This is a genomic window from Lysinibacillus sp. COL-1 (genome assembly GCF_059814265.1).
Genome location: NZ_JCAWSJ010000003.1, coordinates 715,947 through 741,869, shown reverse-complemented (window position 1 = coordinate 741,869; position 25,923 = coordinate 715,947). Strand labels below are relative to the sequence as shown.

Sequence of the window (25,923 nt, the reverse complement as noted above, 5' to 3'; positions counted from 1 at the left end):
ACCAAAATATTTCTGATGATTCGTTCACTTTAATTAGATTACGAATACCTAATGACGAAATTATTTTGTACTAACCTTATAGATGAAGATGAAGAAGATTGTAGCAGGATTAATTGGATTTTTTTTATTATTAGATACAGATCATTATAAATGAATTAATAAATACTATTTGTTAATTCACTCCCCCTACAACTTTTTAAATTAAAAGTATTTTTATTGACAACGTGGTAACATATAAGTTACCATAAACTTATACTTTATTTGGTAAAATAAATAAGTTACAATAGAACTAGGTCAATTTTCCTCAGTGAACTATATAATTCACTAAATATGGGGGAATGTAAAATGACACTAGTGCGTGTAAATGATATTGAAGGAATCGATGTAAGTAACTTAGTTTTCAATGAAGACGTTTTAAGAAGCTTTAACTCTCTAAATGCAAAAGATTTATCTAAGGTCATTACTGTACTCGGTACGTTAAATACCCACGGATTATCCTACGAGCATTTTCGTAATCGCATCGAGAAATTAACTGGAAAGCATAAGCAACTTTATGAAGTGAAAGTTAAGAGCTTAGCGAAAAAAGAATGGAGATTTATTGTTATTCCTGTAAAAGATGATGAAGGCTGTGTAACAATTGTTGTATTACACAGCTTTCTAAAACAATCTGCTTCTATCAAAGAGGTAGATAAAAATAAAGCACTAAAAGTTGCGAAGCGGGAAAAGTTAATTTAACTTTCTTCTTGCTTAGCAGCTGACACACATTTTACAGTCTATCTTAACTCATATGTGGATATATAAGGAGGCATAACGATGGATTTTAAAAAAATAAAAACAGTCAAAATTACTGACTACATAACTCTTCCTGACGAAATTACGTCAGTGAGCAAACCAAAAGTAGACATTAGCAAAGCAATCGAAGAGGCATGTAAAGATCAAAATATTTCTATTCGAAAATTAGCAGACAAAGTTGGTCTAAAGCATCCTCAAATCGTTAGAGTAACGAGCGGTGATCACAATTACAATATTGAAACACTATTAAAAATACTCAACGGTTTAGATTTAGAACTAAAAATTGTAGCTAAAAATAGAAATACACAGAGCTTTTGAAAACTAAATATAAATGAGAATGTTATGTGCTCAAACTGAGGGATTTTGACCAATTACTTAGCAACCATCATACCATACATAGACCCTTGTAAATTCTTCGCTGCAATTTACAAGGGTTTTTATTTTTCTTAATCGGAGGACTACACTATGCAGACACTTCAGCAATTAACAATTATCGAAAATCCTAACCCACGTGAGCCTTTAACTGATGGTGAAAAATATTTAATTAATATGCTAAGTAAAATCGATCGCTTTAACGGTTGGACTTTATTTGTACAACCATTTATTAACTCAATGCATCCAGACTTCATTTTAACGCATCGTGAAAAAGGCGTTATCATAATAGAAGTAAAGGATTGGCACCTTAAACTGCCTGCTTACATGGCACCAGCTCAAATTTTAGGGAACAATAATAAATATCACTTCAGCAATCCTGTCGCCCAAGTTAACGCTTACAAAGACATGATTTTAAAATATGAACTAACAAACTTCTTATCTGCAAATGAGCATTATCATAGAAATTCTTTTGGTATGGTTTCAACCATTGTATATTTCCACAAAGCATCCCGAGCAGAGGGACTTGCATTTTGTGATTACCCAAACCCTAAAAGTTGTTATATTTGGGATCAAAATGTGGTTGAAAATTTATATCACTGTAATGAACGGAATGATGAATTATATCCACCTTATTTATTTTATCCGCAGTCAAATTTTGCGAAAGGGAACGGTCAATATTTACAGCAAATAGTGGATGAGCTACATGCCCTTTTACGTCAAAGTGATTATGTTCGTGAACGTAGAACACCTCTCAAACTTACCCCTGAACAACAAGCGCTCGTACCTATTAAAATTGGTCGCCCGCGTAGATGGAGTGGGGTTGCTGGCTCCGGTAAAACTTTAATTTTAGCCGAAAAAGCAAGTGAAGCAATTAAACAAGGATTAAATGTCTTAATCTTCACGTTTAATATTACGCTTCGACATTATATTCGTGACTTATGCAGCCAACAATTTGGTTTAGAAAAACGGCATCTTTTAAAAAGTAAATTAACCATTTCGCACTTTCACGGATTTTTGAAAACAGTTATGACCGAAACGAGTTGCTCCGTTCAAAATGTTTACGATAACATAGAAGACTATACAGATAAATGCATCGATATGATCAGTACAAAATTAACCGAAAATCACCCGTACTATTTAAAATATGATTGTATCTTTATCGATGAAGGCCAAGATTTTAACGGTCCTTGGATTATGTTCTTAAAAAAATTCCATACAAATAATGGGGAATTGCTCATCATGTACGACAGAGCACAAAGCATTTACGAAGATCGTGGTGTTTGGATTACCGACCCTAAACAGAATGTCGGTATCGGTTTTAGTGGCCGCGCTGGTTCCCTTAACATTTCCCATCGACTTCCTGAAAGTATCGTTCATCAAGTACAACGACTTTCTAATGTATTCGGTAATACGACTAATATTGTAGCAAAATCTACCCAACCCGATTTTTTCACTCAAATCGAATGGATTGATGCACCACTTTTCACAATACGCACGGACGTATGCCAGCGCAAAATACAGGAAATCTTAAACTTGGGGATTAGCACGATTGAAGACATAACCATTATTACAATGATAGAAGATACAGGGATAGAAATTGTAAATGCCTTTAAACAGATTGGCTACCCTATCTCACATGTATATGATATGGACGGCACACGTGATCACTATAAGCGTCGTAACGAAAAATGGCGTTTCCAGCCAGGCAAAAACAAACTAAAAGTGTGCAGCTATCATAGCTTTAAAGGTTGGGAAAGCTCACATATCATTCTTTTACTAGAAGGAATCGGCAATGATCAGCAAAAAATCGAGGAAATGAAAAAGGCTCTTTTCATCGCACTTACTCGTGTTAAATCTTTTTCATATTCAAGGAGCTTTACGTGTATTAATAATAGTGAAGAGCTAAAGTATTTATCTTCATATTTTTAGAACTCCAATCACCTTAAGCTAACATTTATACTGATATCCTATTACCACCCGAGGAGCCCTCCTGTTATTAGGAAAATAGGCAAAATTCATTTTGTCTAACGCTCTCATAGATAGCACATCATCTAGAAGATGTGTCGTATCAATATCAAAAAAGCAGAAACATCCACTCCATTTTTGTTCCATATATATTGTAGATTTTATCTTTTCATTATTAATTTCCCCATTTTTCAATTCTAAGTCTGTTATCACAATATCAATAAAGCTTTCTCCATATTTATAAACGTCAGACTTCATTGGTTTACATTTAAATCCCCCATTAGAATAACGATGGATTAAAACATAACCTTCTTTTTCAGGAACTTGTTTATCATTAAATTTAATAATTGATAGTAATTTTTTAATCACAAATCCACATCCTTCAAATATATATAACTGATTAATCTCTATTAACTTTCTTACTAACTCTATACTCCCCCCTCCCTATATTTCTGAGAATAAAAATAAGCACCGAAACATGTCTAAATAGACGATGTATCGGTGCTTCCGTATTCACTTCTAATTGTGCTTCGGATTGGTAGCCCATATAAGTTAGCTCCTTTGATCGATGTTAGTACTATTATACGTGATTATATCAAGTATTGTTTCAGTAAAAATGCTCTTACGGTAAAAAAAGCATCTGAAGCTACCCAAGTAGAATCTTGGATTTTTAGCTTTCATATGCTCTATTTTTATTTGCTCATCAAAGTGCAAATAGGTTTTCATTTTATATTTTGATCAAATTATTGTAGAAGAGCTAGCAAGGCTATGCAATTGTCGTGGTCAATTCCGTTGAAACAGCTTTATCCATCTTTCAACTTAACCACCAACTTTTTCTTTATATGCCGCTACAGCCTTTTCATAAATCCTCCCCTGGATTGAATACGTTACTGTGTAAATTGTTATTATTAATGAAATCAATCCGACAGTATTTCCAAAACTAGCAATACTATATTTATCAGCAAAGTCTACTAAAGCTTTTATTATCGCTTCATCACTTTTTATAAGTGTCACAATCCATAAAAACATATATGCAACTAAACCAAAGTAAAAAATCAAATTTACAATCACTGTATTAAAGAATTTAATTTGATCATTGAAAGTAATGTACTGAGATAAAACATCCCTGCAAATAAAAGATTCTTCAGTTAAATCCTCATTAATAAAGAACTTTTTTAGTACCCAATAATACATATATGTAATGATTGCCTTTAAAATTATTAGAATAGAATAAAGATACGCGAGTAAAGTTACTGCAAACATCACTACTACAAATTTAAAATACTCACTCATTTCATTTAAATTATTCGCTACAGCTAACATAAAGACGCAACATCCAATGAGCGTAAAAATAATTAATGCTACATAATATTTATAATCCTTAGGCAAACTGTCGTAACGTTCCTGACTAGTTTCCAGAATTAATCGATTAACAAGTAGGCATACTCCATAAAGTATTAATGTCGTAATTATGATTATTACTGTCGTCTGTAAAGGACTTATTATTATAAATATAGGCGCTAGGATTAGTAAAAAACAAAAAGCAAGTCACTAGAATTCATTTCTTTAAAGTATAAAAAACGTTTGATTTTTTTCATCATTCACTCCAACCTATAATGACGCTTCTCATGGTCGATTAAACCAAATCTTTCAAACTCCTTCTATTACTATCCTTCCACTCCGTCAATCCATTTGCACTTCGCCCCATGACAATATCAGCTGCTGCCGAAGGACTCGAAAACAACAGATCTTCCATCACAATAAATTCATTATTAATGAAAGCTATTTTTTCTGACTGTATTAGCTCATTTCTCTTGGCAATTGAACGCTCTCCATAGGAATTTACATAATCAGTAGCAATTTTAGATCCCTTTAATACAACAAAACCTTCTTGTGTCTGGACCCCTTTTGCTTTTGCACCACGAGCAGCTTCAATATAGAAAATTTCATTTTCATTGATCTCTGTACTATCTTTAATCTCTTCGAATAGCTTATGTCCTAGCGTATTCACCATCATCATAAGATTACTTATATATTCATCCATTTCCGCGCGATCTGGTTCTGATATTGATGGTATTGGAGGAATGTTACCGTTCATTACGAAATAGCGATTAGTCGCTTTCGCTTTTTCATATAGCTTATTTTCAATATATTTAATATGAGCTTTATTTAAATTCTCGTCTTTACTGATAAATACTATGACTTCATTCCAAAAATCCTTTTCTCGTAAATGATCCTGTAATCGCTTATAGACTTCTTCTGCTTCACCTATGTATACAGCCTCTTTATCATCATCATTGCGGCCAAATAGCATGTACACACCTGTCGAATTTAAATTTAGACGATCCGCGCACTTCTTCACTTCAGTACGAGGAATTCGATACGCTAAGCCTGTCCAATTTGACAACTCGCAAGTTAAACGTCCACTCGGATCTCCATCTATTAAAAACAATTTGATTGTTTTACCGAAAGTCATTTGCTTCTCTCCTTAAGTATTAATCCTTCAACCTCTTATGTATCTTTGCCCAATGCCTCTTTGTTTGCTTTCGAATATGCGATTTACATGATAATTCTTTCATTAATTTGTGTGCTTTTTTCGTATAAGCATTAAAGTTTCCATAGCCCATATATTTGTGACCTAGATGTGTATATAAATCGTATAACTTTCTTTTAGGACCCGGCCGGCTTGTCTTATAAGCTATTCGCTTACTCGTTTTAGCTTTCTTATATGCGCGGGAATAATATTTAAATAAACTTTTCTCGCGAATCTGAATAATATTCTTATCTATAACAAAGCCTAAATAATCTAAAGGGCTAATTTCTATACTTTCATTATAAATTGTCTTATCTCTATAAAAGCGCAGCTCCGTTTTCTTCTCTTGAATAATTAGACCATCTTCTTTATAACTCTCAATTTGTGCCATTAGTTCGTTTTTCCACTCATAAAGTAATTCTGCTGTGGCATTAGCTGTAGGTATAACTAGTATAAGGTCATCACAATACCTTCTATACAAAGCTTCAGGATGCTTTTGTTTAGCCCATTCAAGTACTTCTTTATCGAAATCAATCAAATGCACATTAGAGCAAACAGCACTCATGCTAGATCCTTGAGGTATACCAAACGATTTCTCATTCACTTCAATTTTCCCTTGTTTAAATTGCCTAAATTCAGCTGGGTTCATAATTTGAGGCAATCGAGACCGGATTTTTTTCAGTTTCTTTTTACCGTACTTATCAAGTAAAAATTCTTCAATATCCTCTTTCTCTACATATGAATAACGAGTGATATTTTTATAAATTTTGTACCAATCTTTCGGCAATTCTTCTACATTTAATACACGTTTAATTTTCTGCTTGAGTGATTTATGGTCGATATTATCAAAAAAGCTGGTAAAGTCTATAGCTATAACTATTACTTGATCTTGTTGCAAAAGAAAATCAAACACCTCATAAGCGAAATCAATATTATTTTTACCGCGCTTATTATTTCGATAAGCAACGGCTATATCATCAATGCCATTCTCAAATGCAAAATCGTTATACGCATTGTTCAGCAAGTCTCCGTAATATTTATAAATGTGATTATCTTTGTGAGCAGCATAATAAATTTCACGTGGCTTCCTTTCTGGCTTCTTAGATTTTTCACCTTTTTCATTTTTTACAGTTATGTATTTCTTAAAAACCATTTCAAAATGAATAGACGGCAAAAAAGCATATGAAGCCACCCAAGAAGGATCTTGAATGTTCGCTTGCATACGCTCATCTTTTTGAATATCTACACGTTTATCGAAGTGTAGATATTTTTTCATTTTATATTTTGCCCATTTATTTTTAGAAGAGCTAGAAAGGCCATGTAATCGTCGCGGCCCATTACTTCTATTCAAATAGATCAGCCTCCTAGCATAATTTTGGCGGGTTCACCCTTTTATGGGGAAGAGCCTTTGACCGCTTGCACTCTAAAAGAGTACTCTTAACCTCTGGTATCATTACCATAAGGAGGTAATTCTAACCGTGATTAGTTTATTCAATGTGGAAGGCCAAGCAGTAGTAGCTTTGATCCTCGACATCTGGTGGTTGAGTGAGTTTATGAACGTTCAGAAACTTGCTCAACATCGAAACTAATTGCTCTCACAACCAATTTTGGAGACATTCTAATTATAGCTCACAAAATAAATTTTGTAAATTTACCGTAACTATATACCTACTATGGTTACCAATTAATACCCCCTAAGTATTTATGCTTCTATGTGATGGGCACGAATGATCCACAAAGCTCAACAAGAGATATCACTTAATATCTGTAATAACTCTCTCTCCGTTGTTTCTCGATCTATTAACGAGACTGCATATACACGTAACAGTGTATCTTGTCCTTCTAATTTCCACGATTGTAAAAATAAATCATCGTCTTTTTGCTCTACTGTTTTTGGATATAGTAAAATGCCTCTGCTAACATGTTTATACCTCGTTAAATATGCGTACATTTGAAACATGTCTTCGCGTTTAACACCAGAGCGATTCACTTCTTCTTTCGCGAAAATTTGTTTCCACTTTGTATCAATGATAATTTGATTTTTATCTCCAATTACTACATCCGGTTTTAATTGGAATATATCACGATTCGATTTTTCATTTTTAAATAACCGGTGTCTTTGGTCTTGTACATAAACTGGTCTATCTACTATTTCCTCTAATAGAATAGCAATATATGCTTCAAATAAATCGTTCATTTTAAATAGGATGATAAATGTGTTTGTAAAATCATTGTATTGCATCGTATTTGTCTCGTTTAGCAAAAATTGCTTCGCTAATTTAAATGATTTTTCGAAACGCTTATTTGTTCGATTAATACGAATTTCGTTCAATTGATGTTTTGTAAATGTACGCTGTTCAACTGAATCTAATAAGTGATCTATTTGCTGCAACTGCTTTTTCGTTTCAAAACTACGAACCGTTTTGATCAGGGAGACGGTTACAATTTTTAATACTTGATTTAAAATGTGATTATCTACACGCTCTTCATAACTTACTGCGACTTGGTATGGTTTATTATTTAGCACATTATTTCGAATATGCTGCGCCACTAGTAATTGCCCTTTTAATGAAGTCGCATTTTCTTCAATTAACCGATATTCTTGTAAGATACCACGATGAAGTTCTTTTAATAGCGTATTCGCAAAATACCTTGCTAAAATCTCTTTTAAATCCCCCTGTTCTAATTCATTGGATGTATAATCCACTAGTATATCTAGCTCATAACATGTATTGATCATTTCGATTAAAGCATTACGCATTTGCTGCAAATCATTTTGAGGAGATATTTTTGGTAAAATTTCGATTGCTACATCCTCTACTTGTACATAGCCAACGTAGTTGATGAATTTGAACTTTTTATCGCCCCATAAAATCGATTTATGATCTAACCCTAATTCGATCCATTTTCGCTTAATGTGCTGCAATTGCGTTTCTGTAATTGTATTACCTTTTAAATAGCGACCATTATCGTTATCCTCAACAATTTCAATCCAATCGAAACTTTCTTTCACTCGAATTACTTTTACATCACTCATCTGTAGCAACACGGTCATCTTCATAAATATTTAGTAATGCTTGTTCAGAAGGCGCTTTAACAACTGAATATATTACCTTTTTTGATTGAATTTTAGACGTTTTATTAAATAAATCATTAGCATTCAATGTCTGTTTAAATAAGAAGTAGTCATTTTTATCACTTTCAGATTTAGCTGCCCCACCCAATACTAATTCGATTTTTTCCCAATCATCATAAAAATACTCTTGTAATAATGGGATTACTTTTCGCTGCATCACTTCAATCAATTCGTCCGAAGTTTCTTTGCCAATGAAAAAGGCATGTCCGATTTGATGATCGCGATCATATAAATATTCAATTCTTTGATTTATTTTTAGTAATAATTGTTGAACATCGATTCCATCTACTTCTGATAACACGTTAGGTTCAGGTAACATTTCTTCAAAATCAAATCTTCTACGTAAAGCCGTATCCATTAATGAGATTGAACGATCCGCTGTATTCATCGTACCAAGTATATAAACATTTTTCGGAACAGAGAACTTATCTTTTGAGTATGGTAATGTAACTTCTAACCCCTTAATAGTACCGTCAGCCTCTACGTCATATCGTTTATCTTCTTCAATTAAAGTAATGAGCTCTCCGAAAATTTTAGAAATGTTACCGCGGTTTATCTCATCTATTATTAGTACAAATCGTTCTTCTTCACCGTTTTCATTTGGAGTAATAAAGTTTTTAATAGCATCTAGATTTAATTGATCTTCACCAAATGGATAAATCGATTGTTGTGAAAATCTTGTTGAATCTGTATATGTTGTATTAAAAATGTGTTCAGCTTCTTCCTCATTTTTGCTAATAAATAGCCATTCAACTTCTCTAAAATGATTGCAAGGTATATCATTTTCCTCATCGTAGTAATAGTCACCAGTCACTCTTGCAATCGCTCTAAACTTTAAATTTCCTTTTGACACAATCACAATATCTCCAATTTGTAAGTCATTTTTAAAGTTATTTACCATCTTGATGACACTATTGCTCGTATCATCTACATACTCTGCGAAAACATCTGAAACTTCTGTGAAATTATTTTTATCTGTAAAATCAATTCCACTCCCATGACCAAGTGCAATTAGTTTATTGTCAATACAATAACGATAAATTTTTTCGCCTTCAATACTATTTGCTTTACCTAACGAAATTTTATAAATATTACTTTGAGCGAAATCAGTCGATGAAGAATTGGAAAGTTGATAACGGCTCTTCGCTAATTCACAAATTTCTTTGAACACCCCATTTTGAGGTGTAAATGGTGCCCCTTCTTTTTCAATATCACTACGAAGTCCTTCTACAAAATCTTCATAACTAAACGACTGATGGAACGTGCAAAATTGAATTTGTTTATTTTCAAAATATGTACGATACGCTTTTTCATAGTCGTTTCGTGTAGGTTTACTATTTAAAAAGTTTGGATCAATAATATTTACAGCCTTCTCTATGACTTTATACGTTTTCCCCGTACCAGGTGGACCGTATAATATATTATTTTTAGCATACATAGTATTACTCCCTCCGATTTGCCCATTATCCGTCATTGCTTTGTTATAATAAGGTAATAATTGACCAATCGCTTCGATTAAATCCTCAAAGATCTTCTTACTATTCCATCCGTTATTAATAATGTCTTCGTTTGTTAAGGCATAACAAAGTTGAACCCTTTTGTACTCACCAGCTTCTATTTTTTCTTTTATTTGCTTAGCGGATTGATCATATATATCCATCTCACTATTGTCTTTAGAAGTCACATAATAAAAATATTTAGCAGGATCTAAGATTATTGGTAAAGTTAAAAATTGATGATGCCGATGAAAATCGTCCGTACTTGCATGTTTCACATCTAACTCAATGGCCAATCGAAATCTAACAATATCGTTCTTTTTCTCTGCGAATATGGATATGCTAGAGGGATAATCTTTAAACTCTTTAGTTACTAGTTGATTCCATAAATAAGAGCGTACAGTTGTCACTTTTTGTGGAACATGAAAACTTGTTTTGCTTTTATTAAGTAGATCATACTTTCTAGCTACGGCATCTGAAAATCTATCTAACTCTATAACTGCTGAAGAACCGCTTTCATATATCGCCAAGTAAAGTTGCTTTTCCGATTCGTCTAATTGATGAGGGTTTTTATAATTGTGATTTGCATAAGTACTTAAATGTGTTAGTATTTTTTTGAAATCAATTGCAGGGACAACTTCAGCCGAATCAATATTATGAAAGAAGGCAAGGTACTCCGTTTCAACAAAATTAACTAATTGCTCTACTGAGATTGTTTTACCGCTTGATAATGTCAATGAATCTTGAATGTTTAAATCGGGTCTCTCTTTTTCCCCATTAAACTCACCTGGATAGCTTAGCCTTCTGTTATTTTCATTCATCGTTCTAAAATAATTCTGAGTATTACTTTGATGATCCCCATTAAAATGCTGTGAAATTCTTGCACTATCCACATTATTATTCGTTAAACTTTGTGCTCTCTTTTGAATATCTGCTTGTACAAGCGCTATATCTGCCATAGATTTTACTTCATTATTTTTAAACCGTTCATAAGTCATCATTGCAGCAGCTAACCAAACTGCTTGATTTACGGTTAAATTCATATTAAACACCTACTTTAATTGTATTAATACTTGTATCAAATTAAATTTTGGTAATGCCCCCCCATATAACTCAACTGCTTTTCATTTAACTTAACTCGCAACTCATCATTTACATTCAAAAATACTCGAGCTGTTTCATCTAATGATTGAGATATCACAATCTTTCCATTTAAATCAAACGAAATTAAATGCTTATCGAACAAAGCATCATGATTCGGGCAAAATAATAATCCATTATTCACATCAAGTCGCTCCTCATTTGTTGAAGCGCTCCATGGTTTAATATGACTCGCAATTAGAACGCGCGGATCTGTTACACCACATAATGCACATTTGCATGCGCGTTCAAGCAGTAACTTTTTAAACTTTCCCTGGCCTATACGTGATTTGATCACCCTTTCTTTTTCAGTTTGTGATATGGGTAAGTTTTCAACTTCCTGAATTTCTTTAAATTCTACTTGTAGCTCTTGCTTATCATCTGTAGCCGATGATAGTTTCGTAAACTTCGCTTTACTATCTTTTAAGCGCAGTGGGAAAATCCATACAAGGCGGTGTCTACCGTCTTGATCCTTTTGGTGATCCTGATATGGCTCACCTGCAAGCTCTACTTGTCCGCGATATGTATATTCTCTTGGCTTCATTACCTCAAAAAAATGAATCTCAACTCCATTACTATCTGATTCTGCTAATGTCAAATTTTGACCACTCATCTTCTGATCACCACTCTGGCCCATACCTGTGTAATGATAAATATCATCAACAACCTTGTCATCATAAAGCTTCGTCTTATCTGAAATAAGGGTCAACGTATTAGTACGATTCGACTTACGCATTCCTCCCTGTGGCGCACATAAAAACACCTCACAAAGCTGCTGATTATTTACAACTTCATTTAATGCTAATAGACGTGTCCCTGTCATGGAATAACCTCCCACAATATTATTTATTTTTATTATTAAATTCATTGTACTATGATGGAAAACATTGAACTATGCTGTCCGGTGAAAAAGCTGCTAATTGTGAAGCGCAAAATTTAGCTATAGTGCAGTCTTTCAGAATTCTAACAGCATATAAAATCCACTTACTATAAATAAATTGCACTCATAACAAAAAGCTGCTCAAACAAATCAAGCAGCTTTTTCATTTATAATTGTGCTAGTTATAACTTACTCAGCATTATTTTCCTTATTACAAAAACAACATTTTTAATGCCATATCAAATTTAGTTTAAGAAGAAAGCCTCTAAATCAGCTTCATTTTTTAAAATTTTATACTCTTCAACACCGACTTCTTGTGCTAGTTGAATCGAAGCTGCAGCTAATGTTGCTTTATTCGCATTGAAGTCAAATGCAGCATCAATTAATGTGTTAAACCGTTCATACATTGCATCTATTTTTTGGATTATTTCATGATACACATTATCTACTTTTGCTAGTAATCCTGCCATATACTCATCCATAAGATGCTTTAATGCAGCTTCTTTTTGACCAAGTTTCCCTTTTGCGATACCCCAAACGAAATTAGTCGTTACTGTACCGATAATCGCTCCGAGTACCGGTATTGGGATAAGCGTTTGACCGATTGCGCCACCAATTGCTGCAATACCGGCTTCTAAACATAAAATTTGACCTTGCGTTACGACTTCATCTAAATCAATTTGACCTTTTTGATGATCTACTAAAAGCGAAGTAACTCCCATCGCAGCACTCGTAACTGCCCCCGCAAACGGAGCCGACAACGACGTTAAATTTGTCAAAGCATAAATTGAACCAGCTGTAGCACTTGCTTTTGCTCCAGCTTTTCCTGACTGTAGTCCAACCTCTTTCCAGTCATTAGCTGTAAAATCGGATAACTTCGTACCAGATTTAACTTTTGAATAAATGTTTATACAGGCGCTTACAGCTGTACTTATTGCTGCGGCAGTACCCGCAACCTTCATTCCCTCTTTTAATGAAGGGACAGCATTTGCTTGTACTGCTTCTCTTTTTTGCTCAGCCTCTTTATCTATTTTATTTATTTTTTGATGATTTTCATTGACCGTTTGTTCTTGGTTTTTTTGAAGAGTTTCGTGTGCTCTTCCAGTTTGTACTTCGTCATATTTCGAAATCGATTGTTTTACAACATCATCAAATGAACGCCCTGTTTGATGTTCAATCTCATCTACTTTTTGTAGAATCGATCTAATGGACTTTTCACTTAAATCCGTTGGGTTCTGACCACTACGCAAAGCTTGAATGATATCGTATTGATCTTTAGGAATTACATAATCCATCGCCTTATCTTGGTATTTATCAAAATGCTCTAGCACACTAGACAATGAATTATTCGCTCCATTAATGAATTTCGACTGTGCTTTTACACCGTTCAAAATAAAATCTTCTGGCGCTGTTCTTCCTACACCTTCAAAAGTTGCAACATCTGATTGACCGTTTAAAGCTGCTTTAGCGTTCCGAATATGAACCTCAAAGTTTTCAGCAATCTCACCATGCTTTGTCTTTTGAGAACCTAAAATATTTTCTGGAGAATTTAAAAACTGACGCATTTTCGCAAATTGATGCAACGCTTTTTCAAAGTTTTCATTTTGAATTTGTTTTTCTTTTAACGAATCGCTGACAATTGAATCTAGCTGTTTTGCAATCGATTGACTTTTCCAAACATTAAATCCATCGACACCAGCTGCAATAACTTGATCCTTCCACACTGTCATATTATTTTCCTATTTCCTTCGTAAATAATTTAGATAAAGAAGATGTGTTGTTAATTATGGCAATTAACTCTTGTCGTTGATCTGAAGAATATTGTTGGAATGAAGTAATACCTTGTGCAGAGTTCGTGAAATTTGTAATCATTTTATATAATTCATTCATTAATTTTTTTGTCGTAGAAGTTAATTCAACAATTTCATATTGAATCGCATCAATTTTACGATGCTCTTTTGAAATTTCTAATCTTTCTTTATCCGCTTTTATCGCAGCCTCTTTATTTTTTTTACTTGCAAATACGCCACCTGCTACTAGACTTACTGCACCAATTCCCCAACCAATTGGACCAGCTAATGCTAATAATGTGTTACCCGCGGCCATACCACCACCACCTGCAGCTAGCGCACCACCACCAAGCCAAGCTAACGCAGCATTTGTTGCCGCTGCACCCGATAATCCTGAAATTGCCGCACCTGTCGAAGCTGTTCCAAAAGTTGTAGCTATTGCCATGGCTGCAGTTGGTGCAAATGCAGCTGTTGCTACGCCAGCCGCTACACCTGCTGCCGTACCTCCACCTGCAATTTTTATCATTAATTTTTCATCATACGTAATTTCGCTTAATGCTTTAAAGCTTGCAATATTAATGCGAATCGCGTCGAATTCCTTGTCAAATTCTTTTGGTGTATTAGCAATTGAATTTATATAGCGTTCTACATTTTCAATTACCTCTAATGTCGATGTACGTGAATTATGTAAATTCAACGCCGCTTTTTGTACATTTTTTTGTCCATTTTCATAATCAGTAACCTCTTTTTTTAACTTTTCAACGGCTTCTTTTTTTAAAGAACTATTAAGCATACATTCACCTCGATGTATAAATTAATATTATTTTACCACTAATTTAGGAATATCAAAGGTCTTTCGAATCAAATTTTATTTTTCTTGTAATTAACAATTTATTGAATAGATAATTTAAGTACAAAAAAGGCTGCTTAAATAATATCAAGCAGCTTCTTAACTTACACTCCATAGTAATCAACTAATTCCATTAAACTATTTTCAATCCAATGACAATCCCCAGAAAACACCTCTGTTTTCGGATAGATTAGAGAGCAATTTTATTCGTATTGTTCTTTTTGGCATACGCATACAATTGATACATGTCTGCTTAAGAAATACCGTAAAACTAAATTAAAATTTTACGAAATATAAAAATACATACTCCATATATATAATACTGAATCAATTTAAACGTAACTTTTCTTGATAATATATCTCAACTTACATTCTTATTAATGACTTTAATTTACTTCACATCTCAATTTAAGCTTCAATAATCTCTTTAATTAATTTATTATCTACTTTGTTTAAATTCAACCTAATATCTTCTTCTTTTATATTTCCTTCTTCTGAGGAAGCTACAATTATTTGTAATTGTTTAGGGTATTCTTTTTTTAATAGGTATAATTCATTTAAAAATTGGTTGAACGTATCCAAATCTAAATTTTGCTGTCTTGGTTCATCTAATATTAATAGGTATGGATGATTTGTGGAATTATAATATATTAAACCAGTCTTCAATAAAGCCAAATAATAAGATAAAATAATTCTTATTAACCCGCTGCTTGAAGTAATATTATACAGGTTGACTCCATCAATTTTTGGATAATAGTCTTCTCTATCTATCTTTATTTGTTCGTATATTCGAGTTATAACGGATATATCCTTATCCTTTTTTCCTTTTTCCTTTATAGACTTATCTAAATTATCTACTTTAGAAGTATCAAAACCGTCTTTTAGAAAATCTAATTTAAAGAGAATATCCTTGAATTCCTTTTCAAAAGTTTCAAGCTTTTCTTTATCTAAATCCTCACTTGCTTTTGCATCTTTAATACTCTTTTTCAATTCTTTAATTTTAGTAGCGATTTTATCTTTTTCATTAGCAATATTTTCGTACTTTCTCAAAACTTCTTTATCTTTCTCTAGTTCTTTGATGCTATTTTCTATTCGTCCAACTTCTCTTGAAAAGAAATTATATTGTTCCATACTTTGCGGTTTTAGTTGATTTTCATAACTGTCCATTGTTTTTCTCAACTCTTTTAATTCCAAACGAGCTAAGAACAATTTGTTTGCTATTTCTTTTTTTGCATATTCCTTCTTCTCCATTAATCTTTTAAAGTCTTTCAGTTCATCCAATAGGTATTGCAGAGTTTGGACGGTATTATTTACATTTTTTAATTCCGAACCACATAAATCACAACATCCAGAAGTCAGTTCTTCTTTTTCCTGAATTTTTATGCCATTTAAACATCTTGGGCATGTCTCAATAGGTAAAATTCCAATTAATTTTTTTGCAGTTTTAAGCTTATCATTTTTCTCAATATCCGATTCAATTTTGGATATGTAATACTGATATTGGGATATTTCAGCTTCCAGTAATTCTATCGATTCTTCATGTCTCTTGGCTACCATGGTTATATGACGATATTTAGAGCGGATTTCTTTTAGGACATTATCGACTACATGATTTCCTTTTTCCAATTCTGAAATGTTCTTTTGAAGGCCAATTACTTCGTTTTTTTTATCCATAATCTCTTCATCTATTTGTTTTGATTCTACATGAGACAATAATTGCACTACCTCTTGTAAATCTTTTAAAGAATTCATCTTTTGTCTTAATTGTGAATTATAAAATTCCAATGAATGTCTATACTTTGCAATATCCGTAGATGAAAGGGCAAGTAAAAATTCAAATGCTGTTTTCTTTATATCTGCAATTTCATACTTTGGATTTGTAGCCTGAATATCAGTCCAAGCTTCTTGCGGTACAACAAAAAGGGGTAATAAGTTTTGAATATAAAAAATTAATCGTTCATCTTTACTTTCAGTATCTTGCTCTAAATCTTCGCTTACTTTGCGAATTGGTTCCATACCTAAAAAAGAAAATAAAAACTCTTGATATGTCAAATTCCCAACTACATTTTTATCTTTGTTAATTTTATAAAAATCTTTTGAAATTGCACGATCATCTAATGTCATCCCTGTATCATGTTCTTCTAATGAAACATTTTTAAAAATAATAACTGGTTCGTTATTCTCAATAGCATCTCTTAATACGACAACCCGCTCTCCATTACTTTGTAATTGTAAATAGATTTCAGCGTGTTCAAGTTTTTCATCCATAAATTTCTTTAATAACAATTTAAAATTAATAATTTCTCTTTGCTTCTTTCCATAAATGGCTTCACCATTTAGGCCATATACAATACTTTCAACAAGTGTAGATTTCCCCAAGGTATTCTTACCAAAAATCATATTAACTTCCCTTATTTTGTTATCCACCAAAAAATTAAGGTAACGACCATACTTATTACCGCTCTCAGCTAAAATCCTTATTTTTACTGCTTCAATAAACACTACTACTCACCTTCAATTCCAAGTATTAATGATGGAAAATGCTTTCTTATATATGAATCTATTCTTTCGTTTGTTGCATTTTTAGGAAAGATAGAATTAATTATTTCCATCCTATCTACCCAAACAGGTTCTTCTTCTATTATTTGATCTGAAATTTGAATTCCAAGTTCTGTTAAAGTTAAGCACATTGCTTTTTTACTATTATTGAAATTATTAAATTCAACTTTAATCAAATTTTTGCTCACCATATAGTTAAAAATTGCATCATAGCGATGGTCCCAAGGTCCTCGAATATATTTAATCATTGGCGAAAGCGCCCTTTCAGTTTCAAATGATTTAAGTTTTAAATTATCTAACAGCTTGGGTTTTCTTTCAATATCAATCACTCGTTTTAAATAAAATGGATACCGGATGAGAAAGTCAAAGAACGAAAACTTCCCTCTTCCATATATGGTGAAGTGACTAAAAAATGGTTTATTGATAATGCCGCATATTCGAATCAAAAGTAAAATTCTATAGGCATGAAAATCATAATCGTCATCAGGTTGAATGTAATCCTTTTGTTCATCTAATGGTGAAGTTTCCATAACTACTTCATTTTTAATTAATATATCAAAAAAATCCTCCGTCGAACTTTCCTTTTTCTCCATAATTCCCTTACCCTTCCCTATGCCATCTTAAGAAGCACTTCGCTGCCATATGAAACATTTGACCATGTACGACATCAATGTCCACAACAAACTTCTTAATTTTTACTAGTTTATTAAATTCCTCTAAGGCTAATTTAAGTTCCTTTTTGAATTTAAGATAAAAAATTGCTGAAGTAATTTGATTATCCATTTGTAACTCTAAAACAGCATCATTACAAATATCTTCCACTTTCTTCTCTAGTTTTTTAATTTCATCATACTCTCGATGGAAATTTTGAAAACCAAGCCTTTGTAAATACAGCAAGTACCTACATCTCAATTCAGTGGCTGTCTGTAGCAAATTATTTCTGCTCTCTTCATCAATTCCTAAAATTTTATGAAATTTCATCTCTAGCTTACTTTGTTCATCATTATTTTCTTGTTTGATAAATTCTTCTACTTCTTCAGGTTCGACTATCGGCATCTCAAACAAATGATACTCTGCATCACTTGAAGGAGATTGAAGCCGATGTTCAAGTCGTACTCCCAAAGAATCTATATCTTGTCTAATTCGATTTTCAGATTCAGAAATATTATGATTAACTTCAGAGAATCCTTGATTTATTTTTATCCCAAGTATGTCAAACTCTTTTAATACTTCCTTATCAATACCTAAGCGAACAATATCATCTGTTTCATTGAGAATTCTTTCTAATAATTTATTATCAAGAAACCTTTGCTCCCTTTTTTCTTTTACAGCTTTGAAATTAATCTCCGTAAGTAATCTAGCGAAATATATATCTACTCTTTCATTTGTCGATAATGATTTTAATGCATCTTGCACCTGTTCTCTTAACACTTCAATAGATTGAACAGCATCTATACTTTCAAATATCCATGTTATCCGATTTGTAAAGTCTTCCATAATTTTATCATCATCAATTTTGCCCTCAAAAGTTATTGAAAGATTCTGAAGAACCTCAAGTTCTTTATTCAGCTTTTCAATTTCAATTAGCACTTCCCCACTTTCAGAAGTTGCATTTTTAATTTTCTCATGACGTGTATCTATCTTCTTTTGAATCGCATTTTCCATAGACTCTTTTTCATCAACAAAAACTTCAAGCAATATTTCCTTTGTCTTAGAGATACAGAGTTTTTGTATTTCTTGATTTGCACCTAAGTCTCCTTGTTGTTCCATCCACTTTTCAATAACAGTATCTCGATTTGAGATATGTGTGTTTGTTTCAAATACATATTCCCCTTCATACCCTTCGTAAATCAAATGCAAGAGAAAATAATTATAAAAAGATTTTTTTATCTCCTCACTATTTATATTCAAAGCCGATGAATAACATTTCAATTGGGTGAACCTGACTGTCTGTTCCATTAAATTAATTTCCTTGATGTCATCGTCCACTTCACAATAGATAGTAATAGCTTTCTTATTTTTATAATTATCCAACCAAAGCAGTAATGTTTTTAGATACTGATAAACAAAACCTCTATTAGAACCAGGAGCATCTGTATCCTTTTTGAAAATGATTAGTTCGTTAGTAGACATTTTTTCCATTTCCTCCACCCAACACCTGTTAAAATATATATATTTCCCCAAATATTCTACCATACAAAGACAAACTATTACTTCTATTCCTTTTCAAATCAAAAATTGTTTATATATGAATTAATCCCATAGTTTATCAAGCCTAGAGGGGTCATAGATTATACTTGACTACGAGTTATAAAATTGGGGGTAAAGATTAGTAAAAGAATTATCATTGGAAAAAACAGGCTAAGGGTCCCTTAGCCTGCCTTTGCTATGTCTTATTTTGTAAGTTGTTCAGTATCATATTCGTTGTTTACTTACGAATGTTATTTGACAGCTTCCTCAATTCCTTTAAATGCCTAGTGTGTTGCTTTCACATCCGGGAAGCTTGATGTAACATGCCATTTTAGCGGACCGCATTCAAACATGCTATTCATCATTACAAGGGTTGCGCACAAGTTAGGTACATGTTTGGTGCGAAGTTCCCTTCTTGAAGACCCTTAATGTTACCTGCAGTACGATTAACCTTGATAATCCATTGCACCCACTTGTCTTGTGTATCCTTAAACGTGAAGACTACACCTTGTTCTACATTAAGCTACTTGTAGTTGGCCACTCCTGCCGTCATTTCCACATGTGCGATGTTTTGAGCTTATGGAAGTTTCCATCCTTATCACTATTCGTAATACCTTGAACTTTGGCAAAGGTAATAAAACATGAATATATTACCAAAAGTATGATATTATCTAACTATTACATAATTAATTAGGAGGTAATATGAAATGGAATTAAATTTTGAAGAATACTTTGGAATTAAAAATTTTAAATTAGAACAAGAATTAGACGAAATTGTTTCTACATTAAACCAATATAAACCAACAGAAGTTTTTTTTATCTTAAATTCTTTAATTATTAATAATACAATCAATTCTATGAAAAACCATAGAAATATAACTTCACCAAAATTAGCAAATAATTTATTTTATTTGTATAAAAAAAACTGTAGTGTTGGGTATAAAAAAATTAAGAATAAAGAAAAACTCATTAATTATTTAAGCGATAAATTAAATAAAATCAATTATTATTATAGCAATATAATTTTCGAACAAACAAAAGAAAAGGAAATAGATTCTGATTTCACCTTAAAATCCTTTTATAATATCAATTTTAATACATTTCATTTTGACTATCCTAATATTTCTTCTTTTCAATATTTAAAATGCTTTTTAATGAATAAAGAAGTTATTAATGACATGGTAAAAGATCATAATCTTGATTTTTATGATGTAATAAAAGGATGGTTAATTTGTATCTTATATGAAAACATAGCAGATATAAATGATAATAAGAAATATAAATTCGAAACTGTTTTTACCACTTTTTCCGAAAAAATTCTTTTAGAGCTTTTATATAAAAACAAAATTAACCACAGAGATTTCTTAGAATATTTTTTCCCAAAACTTGAAGATAAAACAAAAAATATAGACAGCTATCCTACAGATAGATTTTATAAAGAAAAATTTAGTTTAGGAATTAGGTATAATAACCGAGTATATTACCCAAGATCGTTTTATCAATTTAATGACTTTTGGGATATGATGTTAGAGAATAAGTTGATGGAAAATAAAAAGGGGGATTTTTTAGAAGAATATACATATAACTTATTAATAGATTTTTTTGGAAAAGAAAATGTGTTTATGAATTTATTTGATGAAAATGGTAACGAACAAGATTTCATTGTAATATATAATGATTATTTACTATGTTTTGAATGTAAATCGGAAAATTTAAAAGAACCATTTAGGGACGTTTCTAGAGCTGAAAACAGAATGCGCCAGAATTTCAAAAGTTCAATACAAAAGGCATATGAACAAGGTCTACGCATAAAAAATAACATAGAAAATAATAGTACTCGTTATTACGATGATGATACAAAAAGTACAAGAAAATTAATTATTGACCTTAAAAATTTTGATTCACAAAAAGTATTAATTACTTGTGTAACATTAGAAAATTATTTGAATTTATCAAATAGATTAAATAAATATTTAAAACCTACTTCTAATATTTATCCTTGGGTAATTGATATATTTAGTTTGGAACATATTTTCAATAAAATAATATCTATTGATAAAGCCCCACAATATCTTATTAATTATATTAGTGAACGGATTAATACTCATAATTATCTCCAAGCTATAGGCGCAGAAGAATTAGAATGCTTTGGTTATTATTTAAGGTACAATAAATTTATGGACTTTACTAATTTAAATACAATTATGACCCTGGGTAACGGATATTCTAGCTTTGTACTAGACTACTTTTCTCCAGAAATATATATATTAATTCATTATTTTGAGAGTTTACAGAGACACTAGCAAAGGAAGAGCTCTTATATTCAAATTCAATTTAATGTATTATCAATAACTAATGTATATATTTCTTGGCCTTAAAATTTTTTAGGTCTGAATTTTCCACTGGAAAACTTCATGGAATTATCATTATGGCATTGATGAATTAGAAATAAGAATCATTACACTGAAGGCCTTAAGTAAGTCAAGCACTTCAAATTTAATACAACATATATTACATTAAATTCAAAACCCTAAGAATGAGAATCATCTCTCATTCTTAGGGTTCTTTTTAATAACTTAAAGGTGTTGTAATATAATCTATAATAGAGTAAATATCTTTTTGATTTTCAAGTATTTCTCCATCATAAAGAATTTGGTTTACTGAAAAATAATTGTAAAATTCCGGAATTAATATAAATTCAAGATAAGAGCCACGTCCAGGCATAATCTCCCCATTGTAGTATCCTGCAATAAAAATTGATCTAGCTCTAACCTCAATGTTTAAATCAGTAAAAGAATTATCATTAAAAATAGCATAGGCAGATGTATTAGGATATTCAATTAACATAAAATCTCCCATATCATTTGGAATGAAATAATCTCTATTTAATCCCGATAGCTCCGGTTCATTTTGATCACTTTGCAGTTTAGTACTATCTTTTTCGACTTTCTTTTCTGAAGCATGGCTTATTTTATCAGATATAGATTGATCTTTATTTTGATCATATCCTTCATGTAACATTGGTTGTTCATTTTTAATGTCATTTATCATACTTATAAAAATAAATAAAAGTAAACTTGAAAATATCAATACTATAAACTGTACAATACGAATAACACTATTTTTTGTTTTCTGAAAAGCTGTTCCAAATATTATTTGTAATTCGAATTCAACTTTTTTCCTTAATGTATTATGATCTATTTTACTTTTTTTCTTTTTAAACTCTCTAAAGACAGCATTCTCAAGTTGATTAATTGTATGATTATATTTAGTTTCTCTAGCTTGTTTATAGTAATAACCATTCTTTATTAAACCTCGCAGCTTCCAACTTGTAACAAACGTCTTTAAAATCAAAAAAATAATCCAGAGCAATAAAATAGATATTATTATTTCTATTACACTCCCATTTATAAAGCTCCAAAATTGTCTTTGATTTTGCCTTCCTAACAATCTATCAAGATTATAAATTAAATTGTCACTATAGTAATTTGAAGATAAATACATAACTTCATTTCCGGTTTTATATCGAATTTCTTGAATAAATGGTAAAGCAGTATTGGAATAAAGTATTTTAGGTATACAAGTAATAATTACTATAGCAATAAATGTGATTGTAGATTTAATAAAATCCGTAATCCAATTCTCGACTACTTCTTGATGAGTTTTAAAAATTGCAGCAATAATAATTCCGCTTATCAAGCCTCCCATATGACCAGCAATAGATATTCCTGGAATAAAGAAAGTCCACACCATATTCGCCCATAGCATATTCCATACCCAATTACGTGTTGTTTGATCAATCCATGGATCTTTTTTCAAGATTAAACCTACATATAATCCCATTAATCCATACGCTGAACCAGATGTCCCACCTACAATTGTATTTACATCCGTGAACATCAGGACAAATAAACCACCAAACATCCCTGTTACCAAAAAGAAAGCTGTGTATTTAATTGGACCATACACTCTTTCTAAAAAGGGACCTGTCACTAAAATTGCCCCTAAGTTCATTAATAAATGTATTGGGCCACCTATTTGATGAAATGTATAAGTAATTGTACGAATTAATCCATCAGTTGTCGCATCTGGCGGTATGATTGAACCAAACAGTCTAGCTGTTTCGAAATCTGTTGGCCCATTCCCCCAAATATAACTGGCTATAAATGATAGTACTAGTAAAAAAATAAATAAAGTTGTAGCAGGTGATCTTTTAATTACATCCTTTAACAGCTCTAAATCAAAAACTCCCATGTACAATACCTCTCATTATATATAATTAATGAATCATTCTTCATCTAATGACTCTAGCCAATTTTGGATTTTTTTATTTTCTTGTACAAAATCTGACTTCATTACGGATGGTAATTTATTATTTAACAACTCTATGTAAGAATGATTATACTTTTCCACTTCCTTATTAATTATGGTTATGCCAATAAAAGTTAAATCCATACACAGTATTACAGCTAAAATTGGGACAACATAAGACTTTTTTAATTGAACACTTTTATCACGAATAATTAAAAGGAAAATAATTATACCTACAATTGAAAGTGCTGTTCCAAGTGAAAACACTATTAAAAAAGTTAATAGTCTAAATCCTCCCTCACTTTTCTTTAAGCTATATGCTGCAAGCAAACCAAGTATTATTCCAATTGTTCCCTTAACTCCAGCAATCACTGTCAATACGGTCATACTATAACCCCCCTTCAAATCTAATACAAAAACATTTAGTATCTTTAATCCATCATAGTTTTTGTAATTTTTTCTATCAATAGTTTAATTATACACATAAAAAGTATCAATAGTATATATAAACGAGCAATAAGTATTAATAGTATATAGAACAAGTAAAACCTTCCTACTAGGGTTATCTTAGGAGGGATCGAATGGATAGTTTAGTGGAATCAGTCGGAGTACACATCCGTGTGTTAAGGAAAAGTAAGAAACTTAGTCAAGAAGAGCTTGCTTTTAAAGCTAATGTTCACCCAACATATATTGGTCAAATTGAACGTGGAGAAAAAAACTTAACTATCTCTAGCCTTTATCAAATTACAAATGCATTAGAAATTAATCTTGCAGAGTTCTTTTCAGTTATTGAACCTGACTATAGTTCTACTGAAAATTTACCTTATCGCTTGATTATTAAATTACTACAAGATGTAGATATAAGTGAGCAAAGACAGTTATACGAAATACTAAAGCAAATTGTTGAGTGGAAAAAAAACTAAGAAGCCCTATGTACAGAGCTTCTCAGACTATAGACAAAGTCGATTTTTTCGTCTTTGTCTATTATTTTTATATTGGACTACTATCAATATAATCTTCTTCAGATTTCCAAAACCTTTTATTTCCAACCATTCGTGAATTCACAAGAACAGGAAACTAAAATTAAGCGCCCACAAATGATAAATTTTTGTTGCAAATTTAGTTTGCTACACTCCGGGAAGCCCTATATACATAGAGCTCCTTTTTAATAAAAATAGTTATTAATCTTCACATTGCATCTTATTAATTACTGCATTCTCAAACTTTTAATTCCTTGTCAAATTCAACATATTGAACACACCTTAGCTGAGATACTTATTCGCATAACTTCTATTTTCAATTATATATTATCTCTTTGAATATGATATTCACATTCAAAGGAGGTATTCCATATGGGGAATTTAACAAAATCAGCGTCTCAACACCTTTCTGCAAAACGTGTTCAAATCGTTCAAGTAAAGCTTGTTCGTGAAAAGTCATTACTTTATAAGGAGCGGAAAATCCGTTCGCCACATGATGCTTATCTTTTAATGCAGCAGTATATAGGAGATACAGATAGAGAGCATTTTATTGTATTATGCTTAGATACGAAAAATCAGCCTACTTGTCTGCAAACCGTTCATATTGGGAGTCTTAATTCTAGTATCGTACATCCACGTGAAGTCCTAAAGTCAGCAATACTAAGTAATGCCGCTTCGATTCTTGTAGGGCATAATCATCCAAGCGATATTTGCGATCCTAGCCCAGAAGATATCGCGGTTACTGAGCGCTTGAAAAAAGCTTGTGAAATTATTGGCGTAGACTTACTAGACCATTTAATCATTTGTTCTGACTCTTTTAAATCATTAAAAGAAGCGGGTTATATCTAAATTCAAAGGAGGTTAAATAAAATGTTTAATAAAATTATTATTCCACTGGTCACTACTATTGCAACTGAAGTCTTAAA

The 25,923-nt window shown here is 31.8% G+C and carries 20 protein-coding genes; 6 read left to right on the top strand and 14 right to left on the bottom strand.

Features of this window, described 5'->3' with window-relative positions; translation table 11 throughout:
- Positions 1-345: 345 nt before the first annotated feature.
- The 3 genes from AC6BKE_RS08015 to AC6BKE_RS08005 all read left to right on the top strand — a co-directional run bounded on the left by AC6BKE_RS08015 (position 346) and on the right by AC6BKE_RS08005 (position 3,096).
- Complete coding sequence (locus AC6BKE_RS08015) at positions 346-735, top strand: hypothetical protein (protein ID WP_499856405.1); 390 nt, start codon at positions 346-348, stop codon at positions 733-735.
- Between the two features lie 78 nt (positions 736-813).
- On the top strand, positions 814-1,110 hold the full coding sequence (locus AC6BKE_RS08010; RefSeq protein WP_499856404.1) for a helix-turn-helix domain-containing protein: 297 nt from the start codon (positions 814-816) through the stop codon (positions 1,108-1,110).
- A 147-nt stretch (positions 1,111-1,257) separates the two neighbouring features.
- Entirely contained in the window at positions 1,258-3,096 is a 1,839-nt protein-coding gene (locus tag AC6BKE_RS08005) for a nuclease-related domain-containing DEAD/DEAH box helicase (protein WP_499856402.1), read from the top strand.
- An 18-nt stretch (positions 3,097-3,114) separates the two neighbouring features.
- On the opposite strand, the gene AC6BKE_RS08000 is transcribed toward AC6BKE_RS08005, so the two are convergent.
- The 12 genes from AC6BKE_RS08000 to AC6BKE_RS07945 form a co-directional block, all read right to left on the bottom strand.
- Entirely contained in the window at positions 3,115-3,501 is a 387-nt protein-coding gene (locus AC6BKE_RS08000; protein ID WP_499856401.1) for a hypothetical protein, read from the bottom strand.
- A 450-nt stretch (positions 3,502-3,951) separates the two neighbouring features.
- Positions 3,952-4,455 carry a hypothetical protein gene (locus tag AC6BKE_RS07995; RefSeq protein WP_499856400.1) on the bottom strand — a complete coding sequence of 168 codons (504 nt, stop codon included), beginning with the start codon at positions 4,453-4,455 and terminating at the stop codon, positions 3,952-3,954.
- Between the two features lie 313 nt (positions 4,456-4,768).
- Positions 4,769-5,608, bottom strand: coding sequence for a GIY-YIG nuclease family protein (locus tag AC6BKE_RS07990; RefSeq protein WP_499856399.1), 840 nt, complete (start codon positions 5,606-5,608; stop codon positions 4,769-4,771).
- 19 nt (positions 5,609-5,627) lie between these two features.
- On the bottom strand, positions 5,628-7,016 hold the full coding sequence (locus AC6BKE_RS07985) for a reverse transcriptase domain-containing protein (RefSeq protein WP_499856398.1): 1,389 nt from the start codon (positions 7,014-7,016) through the stop codon (positions 5,628-5,630).
- A gap of 390 nt (positions 7,017-7,406) precedes the next feature.
- Positions 7,407-8,702: an McrC family protein gene (locus tag AC6BKE_RS07980; RefSeq protein WP_499856449.1), complete on the bottom strand. Its 1,296-nt coding sequence runs from the start codon at positions 8,700-8,702 to the stop codon at positions 7,407-7,409.
- Positions 8,695-11,340, bottom strand: a complete 2,646-nt coding sequence (locus AC6BKE_RS07975; RefSeq protein ID WP_499856396.1) for a DUF8426 domain-containing protein — start codon at positions 11,338-11,340, stop codon at positions 8,695-8,697. The genes AC6BKE_RS07980 and AC6BKE_RS07975 overlap by 8 nt, the downstream gene beginning before the upstream one ends.
- Before the next feature lie 35 nt (positions 11,341-11,375).
- The gene (locus AC6BKE_RS07970; protein WP_499856394.1) at positions 11,376-12,260 is read right to left on the bottom strand and encodes an HNH endonuclease; all 885 of its coding nucleotides are present in this window, start codon (positions 12,258-12,260) and stop codon (positions 11,376-11,378) included.
- A 302-nt stretch (positions 12,261-12,562) separates the two neighbouring features.
- Entirely contained in the window at positions 12,563-14,047 is a 1,485-nt protein-coding gene (locus tag AC6BKE_RS07965) for a hypothetical protein (RefSeq protein WP_499856393.1), read from the bottom strand.
- A 1-nt stretch (position 14,048) separates the two neighbouring features.
- Positions 14,049-14,900: a hypothetical protein gene (locus AC6BKE_RS07960; RefSeq protein WP_499856392.1), complete on the bottom strand. Its 852-nt coding sequence runs from the start codon at positions 14,898-14,900 to the stop codon at positions 14,049-14,051.
- Between the two features lie 465 nt (positions 14,901-15,365).
- Positions 15,366-17,459: an AAA family ATPase gene (locus AC6BKE_RS07955; RefSeq protein ID WP_499856390.1), complete on the bottom strand. Its 2,094-nt coding sequence runs from the start codon at positions 17,457-17,459 to the stop codon at positions 15,366-15,368.
- A 2-nt stretch (positions 17,460-17,461) separates the two neighbouring features.
- Entirely contained in the window at positions 17,462-18,109 is a 648-nt protein-coding gene (locus AC6BKE_RS07950; protein ID WP_499856388.1) for a hypothetical protein, read from the bottom strand.
- Positions 18,110-18,116: 7 nt separating this feature from the next.
- Positions 18,117-19,658 carry a hypothetical protein gene (locus tag AC6BKE_RS07945; RefSeq protein WP_499856386.1) on the bottom strand — a complete coding sequence of 514 codons (1,542 nt, stop codon included), beginning with the start codon at positions 19,656-19,658 and terminating at the stop codon, positions 18,117-18,119.
- A 755-nt stretch (positions 19,659-20,413) separates the two neighbouring features.
- Between AC6BKE_RS07945 and AC6BKE_RS07940 the strand changes: the two genes are divergently transcribed.
- Positions 20,414-22,009, top strand: coding sequence for a hypothetical protein (locus AC6BKE_RS07940; RefSeq protein ID WP_499856384.1), 1,596 nt, complete (start codon positions 20,414-20,416; stop codon positions 22,007-22,009).
- Positions 22,010-22,274: 265 nt separating this feature from the next.
- On the opposite strand, the gene AC6BKE_RS07935 is transcribed toward AC6BKE_RS07940, so the two are convergent.
- A complete protein-coding gene (locus tag AC6BKE_RS07935; RefSeq protein ID WP_499856382.1) occupies positions 22,275-23,960 on the bottom strand; it encodes a rhomboid family intramembrane serine protease in 1,686 nt (561 codons plus the stop codon).
- Between the two features lie 33 nt (positions 23,961-23,993).
- The gene (locus AC6BKE_RS07930; RefSeq protein ID WP_499856380.1) at positions 23,994-24,404 is read right to left on the bottom strand and encodes a hypothetical protein; all 411 of its coding nucleotides are present in this window, start codon (positions 24,402-24,404) and stop codon (positions 23,994-23,996) included.
- Between the two features lie 194 nt (positions 24,405-24,598).
- Between AC6BKE_RS07930 and AC6BKE_RS07925 the strand changes: the two genes are divergently transcribed.
- Together AC6BKE_RS07925 and AC6BKE_RS07920 are read left to right on the top strand one after the other, a co-directional pair.
- Positions 24,599-24,940: a helix-turn-helix domain-containing protein gene (locus AC6BKE_RS07925; RefSeq protein ID WP_499856378.1), complete on the top strand. Its 342-nt coding sequence runs from the start codon at positions 24,599-24,601 to the stop codon at positions 24,938-24,940.
- Positions 24,941-25,369: 429 nt separating this feature from the next.
- The gene (locus AC6BKE_RS07920; RefSeq protein WP_499856376.1) at positions 25,370-25,846 is read left to right on the top strand and encodes a JAB domain-containing protein; all 477 of its coding nucleotides are present in this window, start codon (positions 25,370-25,372) and stop codon (positions 25,844-25,846) included.
- The last annotated feature ends 77 nt before the right edge of the window (positions 25,847-25,923 follow it).

Coding starts and splice junctions, on each gene's coding strand:
- AC6BKE_RS07940 (WP_499856384.1), top strand. CDS start 20,414: ATGGAATTAAATTTTGAAGAATACTTTGGAATTAAAAATTTTAAATTA.
- AC6BKE_RS07970 (WP_499856394.1), bottom strand. CDS start 12,260: ATGACAGGGACACGTCTATTAGCATTAAATGAAGTTGTAAATAATCAG.
- AC6BKE_RS08015 (WP_499856405.1), top strand. CDS start 346: ATGACACTAGTGCGTGTAAATGATATTGAAGGAATCGATGTAAGTAAC.
- AC6BKE_RS07930 (WP_499856380.1), bottom strand. CDS start 24,404: ATGACCGTATTGACAGTGATTGCTGGAGTTAAGGGAACAATTGGAATA.
- AC6BKE_RS07925 (WP_499856378.1), top strand. CDS start 24,599: ATGGATAGTTTAGTGGAATCAGTCGGAGTACACATCCGTGTGTTAAGG.
- AC6BKE_RS07945 (WP_499856386.1), bottom strand. CDS start 19,658: ATGGAAAAAATGTCTACTAACGAACTAATCATTTTCAAAAAGGATACA.
- AC6BKE_RS07980 (WP_499856449.1), bottom strand. CDS start 8,702: ATGAGTGATGTAAAAGTAATTCGAGTGAAAGAAAGTTTCGATTGGATT.
- AC6BKE_RS07935 (WP_499856382.1), bottom strand. CDS start 23,960: ATGGGAGTTTTTGATTTAGAGCTGTTAAAGGATGTAATTAAAAGATCA.
- AC6BKE_RS07990 (WP_499856399.1), bottom strand. CDS start 5,608: ATGACTTTCGGTAAAACAATCAAATTGTTTTTAATAGATGGAGATCCG.
- AC6BKE_RS07995 (WP_499856400.1), bottom strand. CDS start 4,455: ATGTTAGCTGTAGCGAATAATTTAAATGAAATGAGTGAGTATTTTAAA.
- AC6BKE_RS07950 (WP_499856388.1), bottom strand. CDS start 18,109: ATGGAGAAAAAGGAAAGTTCGACGGAGGATTTTTTTGATATATTAATT.
- AC6BKE_RS08010 (WP_499856404.1), top strand. CDS start 814: ATGGATTTTAAAAAAATAAAAACAGTCAAAATTACTGACTACATAACT.
- AC6BKE_RS08005 (WP_499856402.1), top strand. CDS start 1,258: ATGCAGACACTTCAGCAATTAACAATTATCGAAAATCCTAACCCACGT.
- AC6BKE_RS07965 (WP_499856393.1), bottom strand. CDS start 14,047: ATGACAGTGTGGAAGGATCAAGTTATTGCAGCTGGTGTCGATGGATTT.
- AC6BKE_RS07920 (WP_499856376.1), top strand. CDS start 25,370: ATGGGGAATTTAACAAAATCAGCGTCTCAACACCTTTCTGCAAAACGT.
- AC6BKE_RS07975 (WP_499856396.1), bottom strand. CDS start 11,340: ATGAATTTAACCGTAAATCAAGCAGTTTGGTTAGCTGCTGCAATGATG.
- AC6BKE_RS07960 (WP_499856392.1), bottom strand. CDS start 14,900: ATGCTTAATAGTTCTTTAAAAAAAGAAGCCGTTGAAAAGTTAAAAAAA.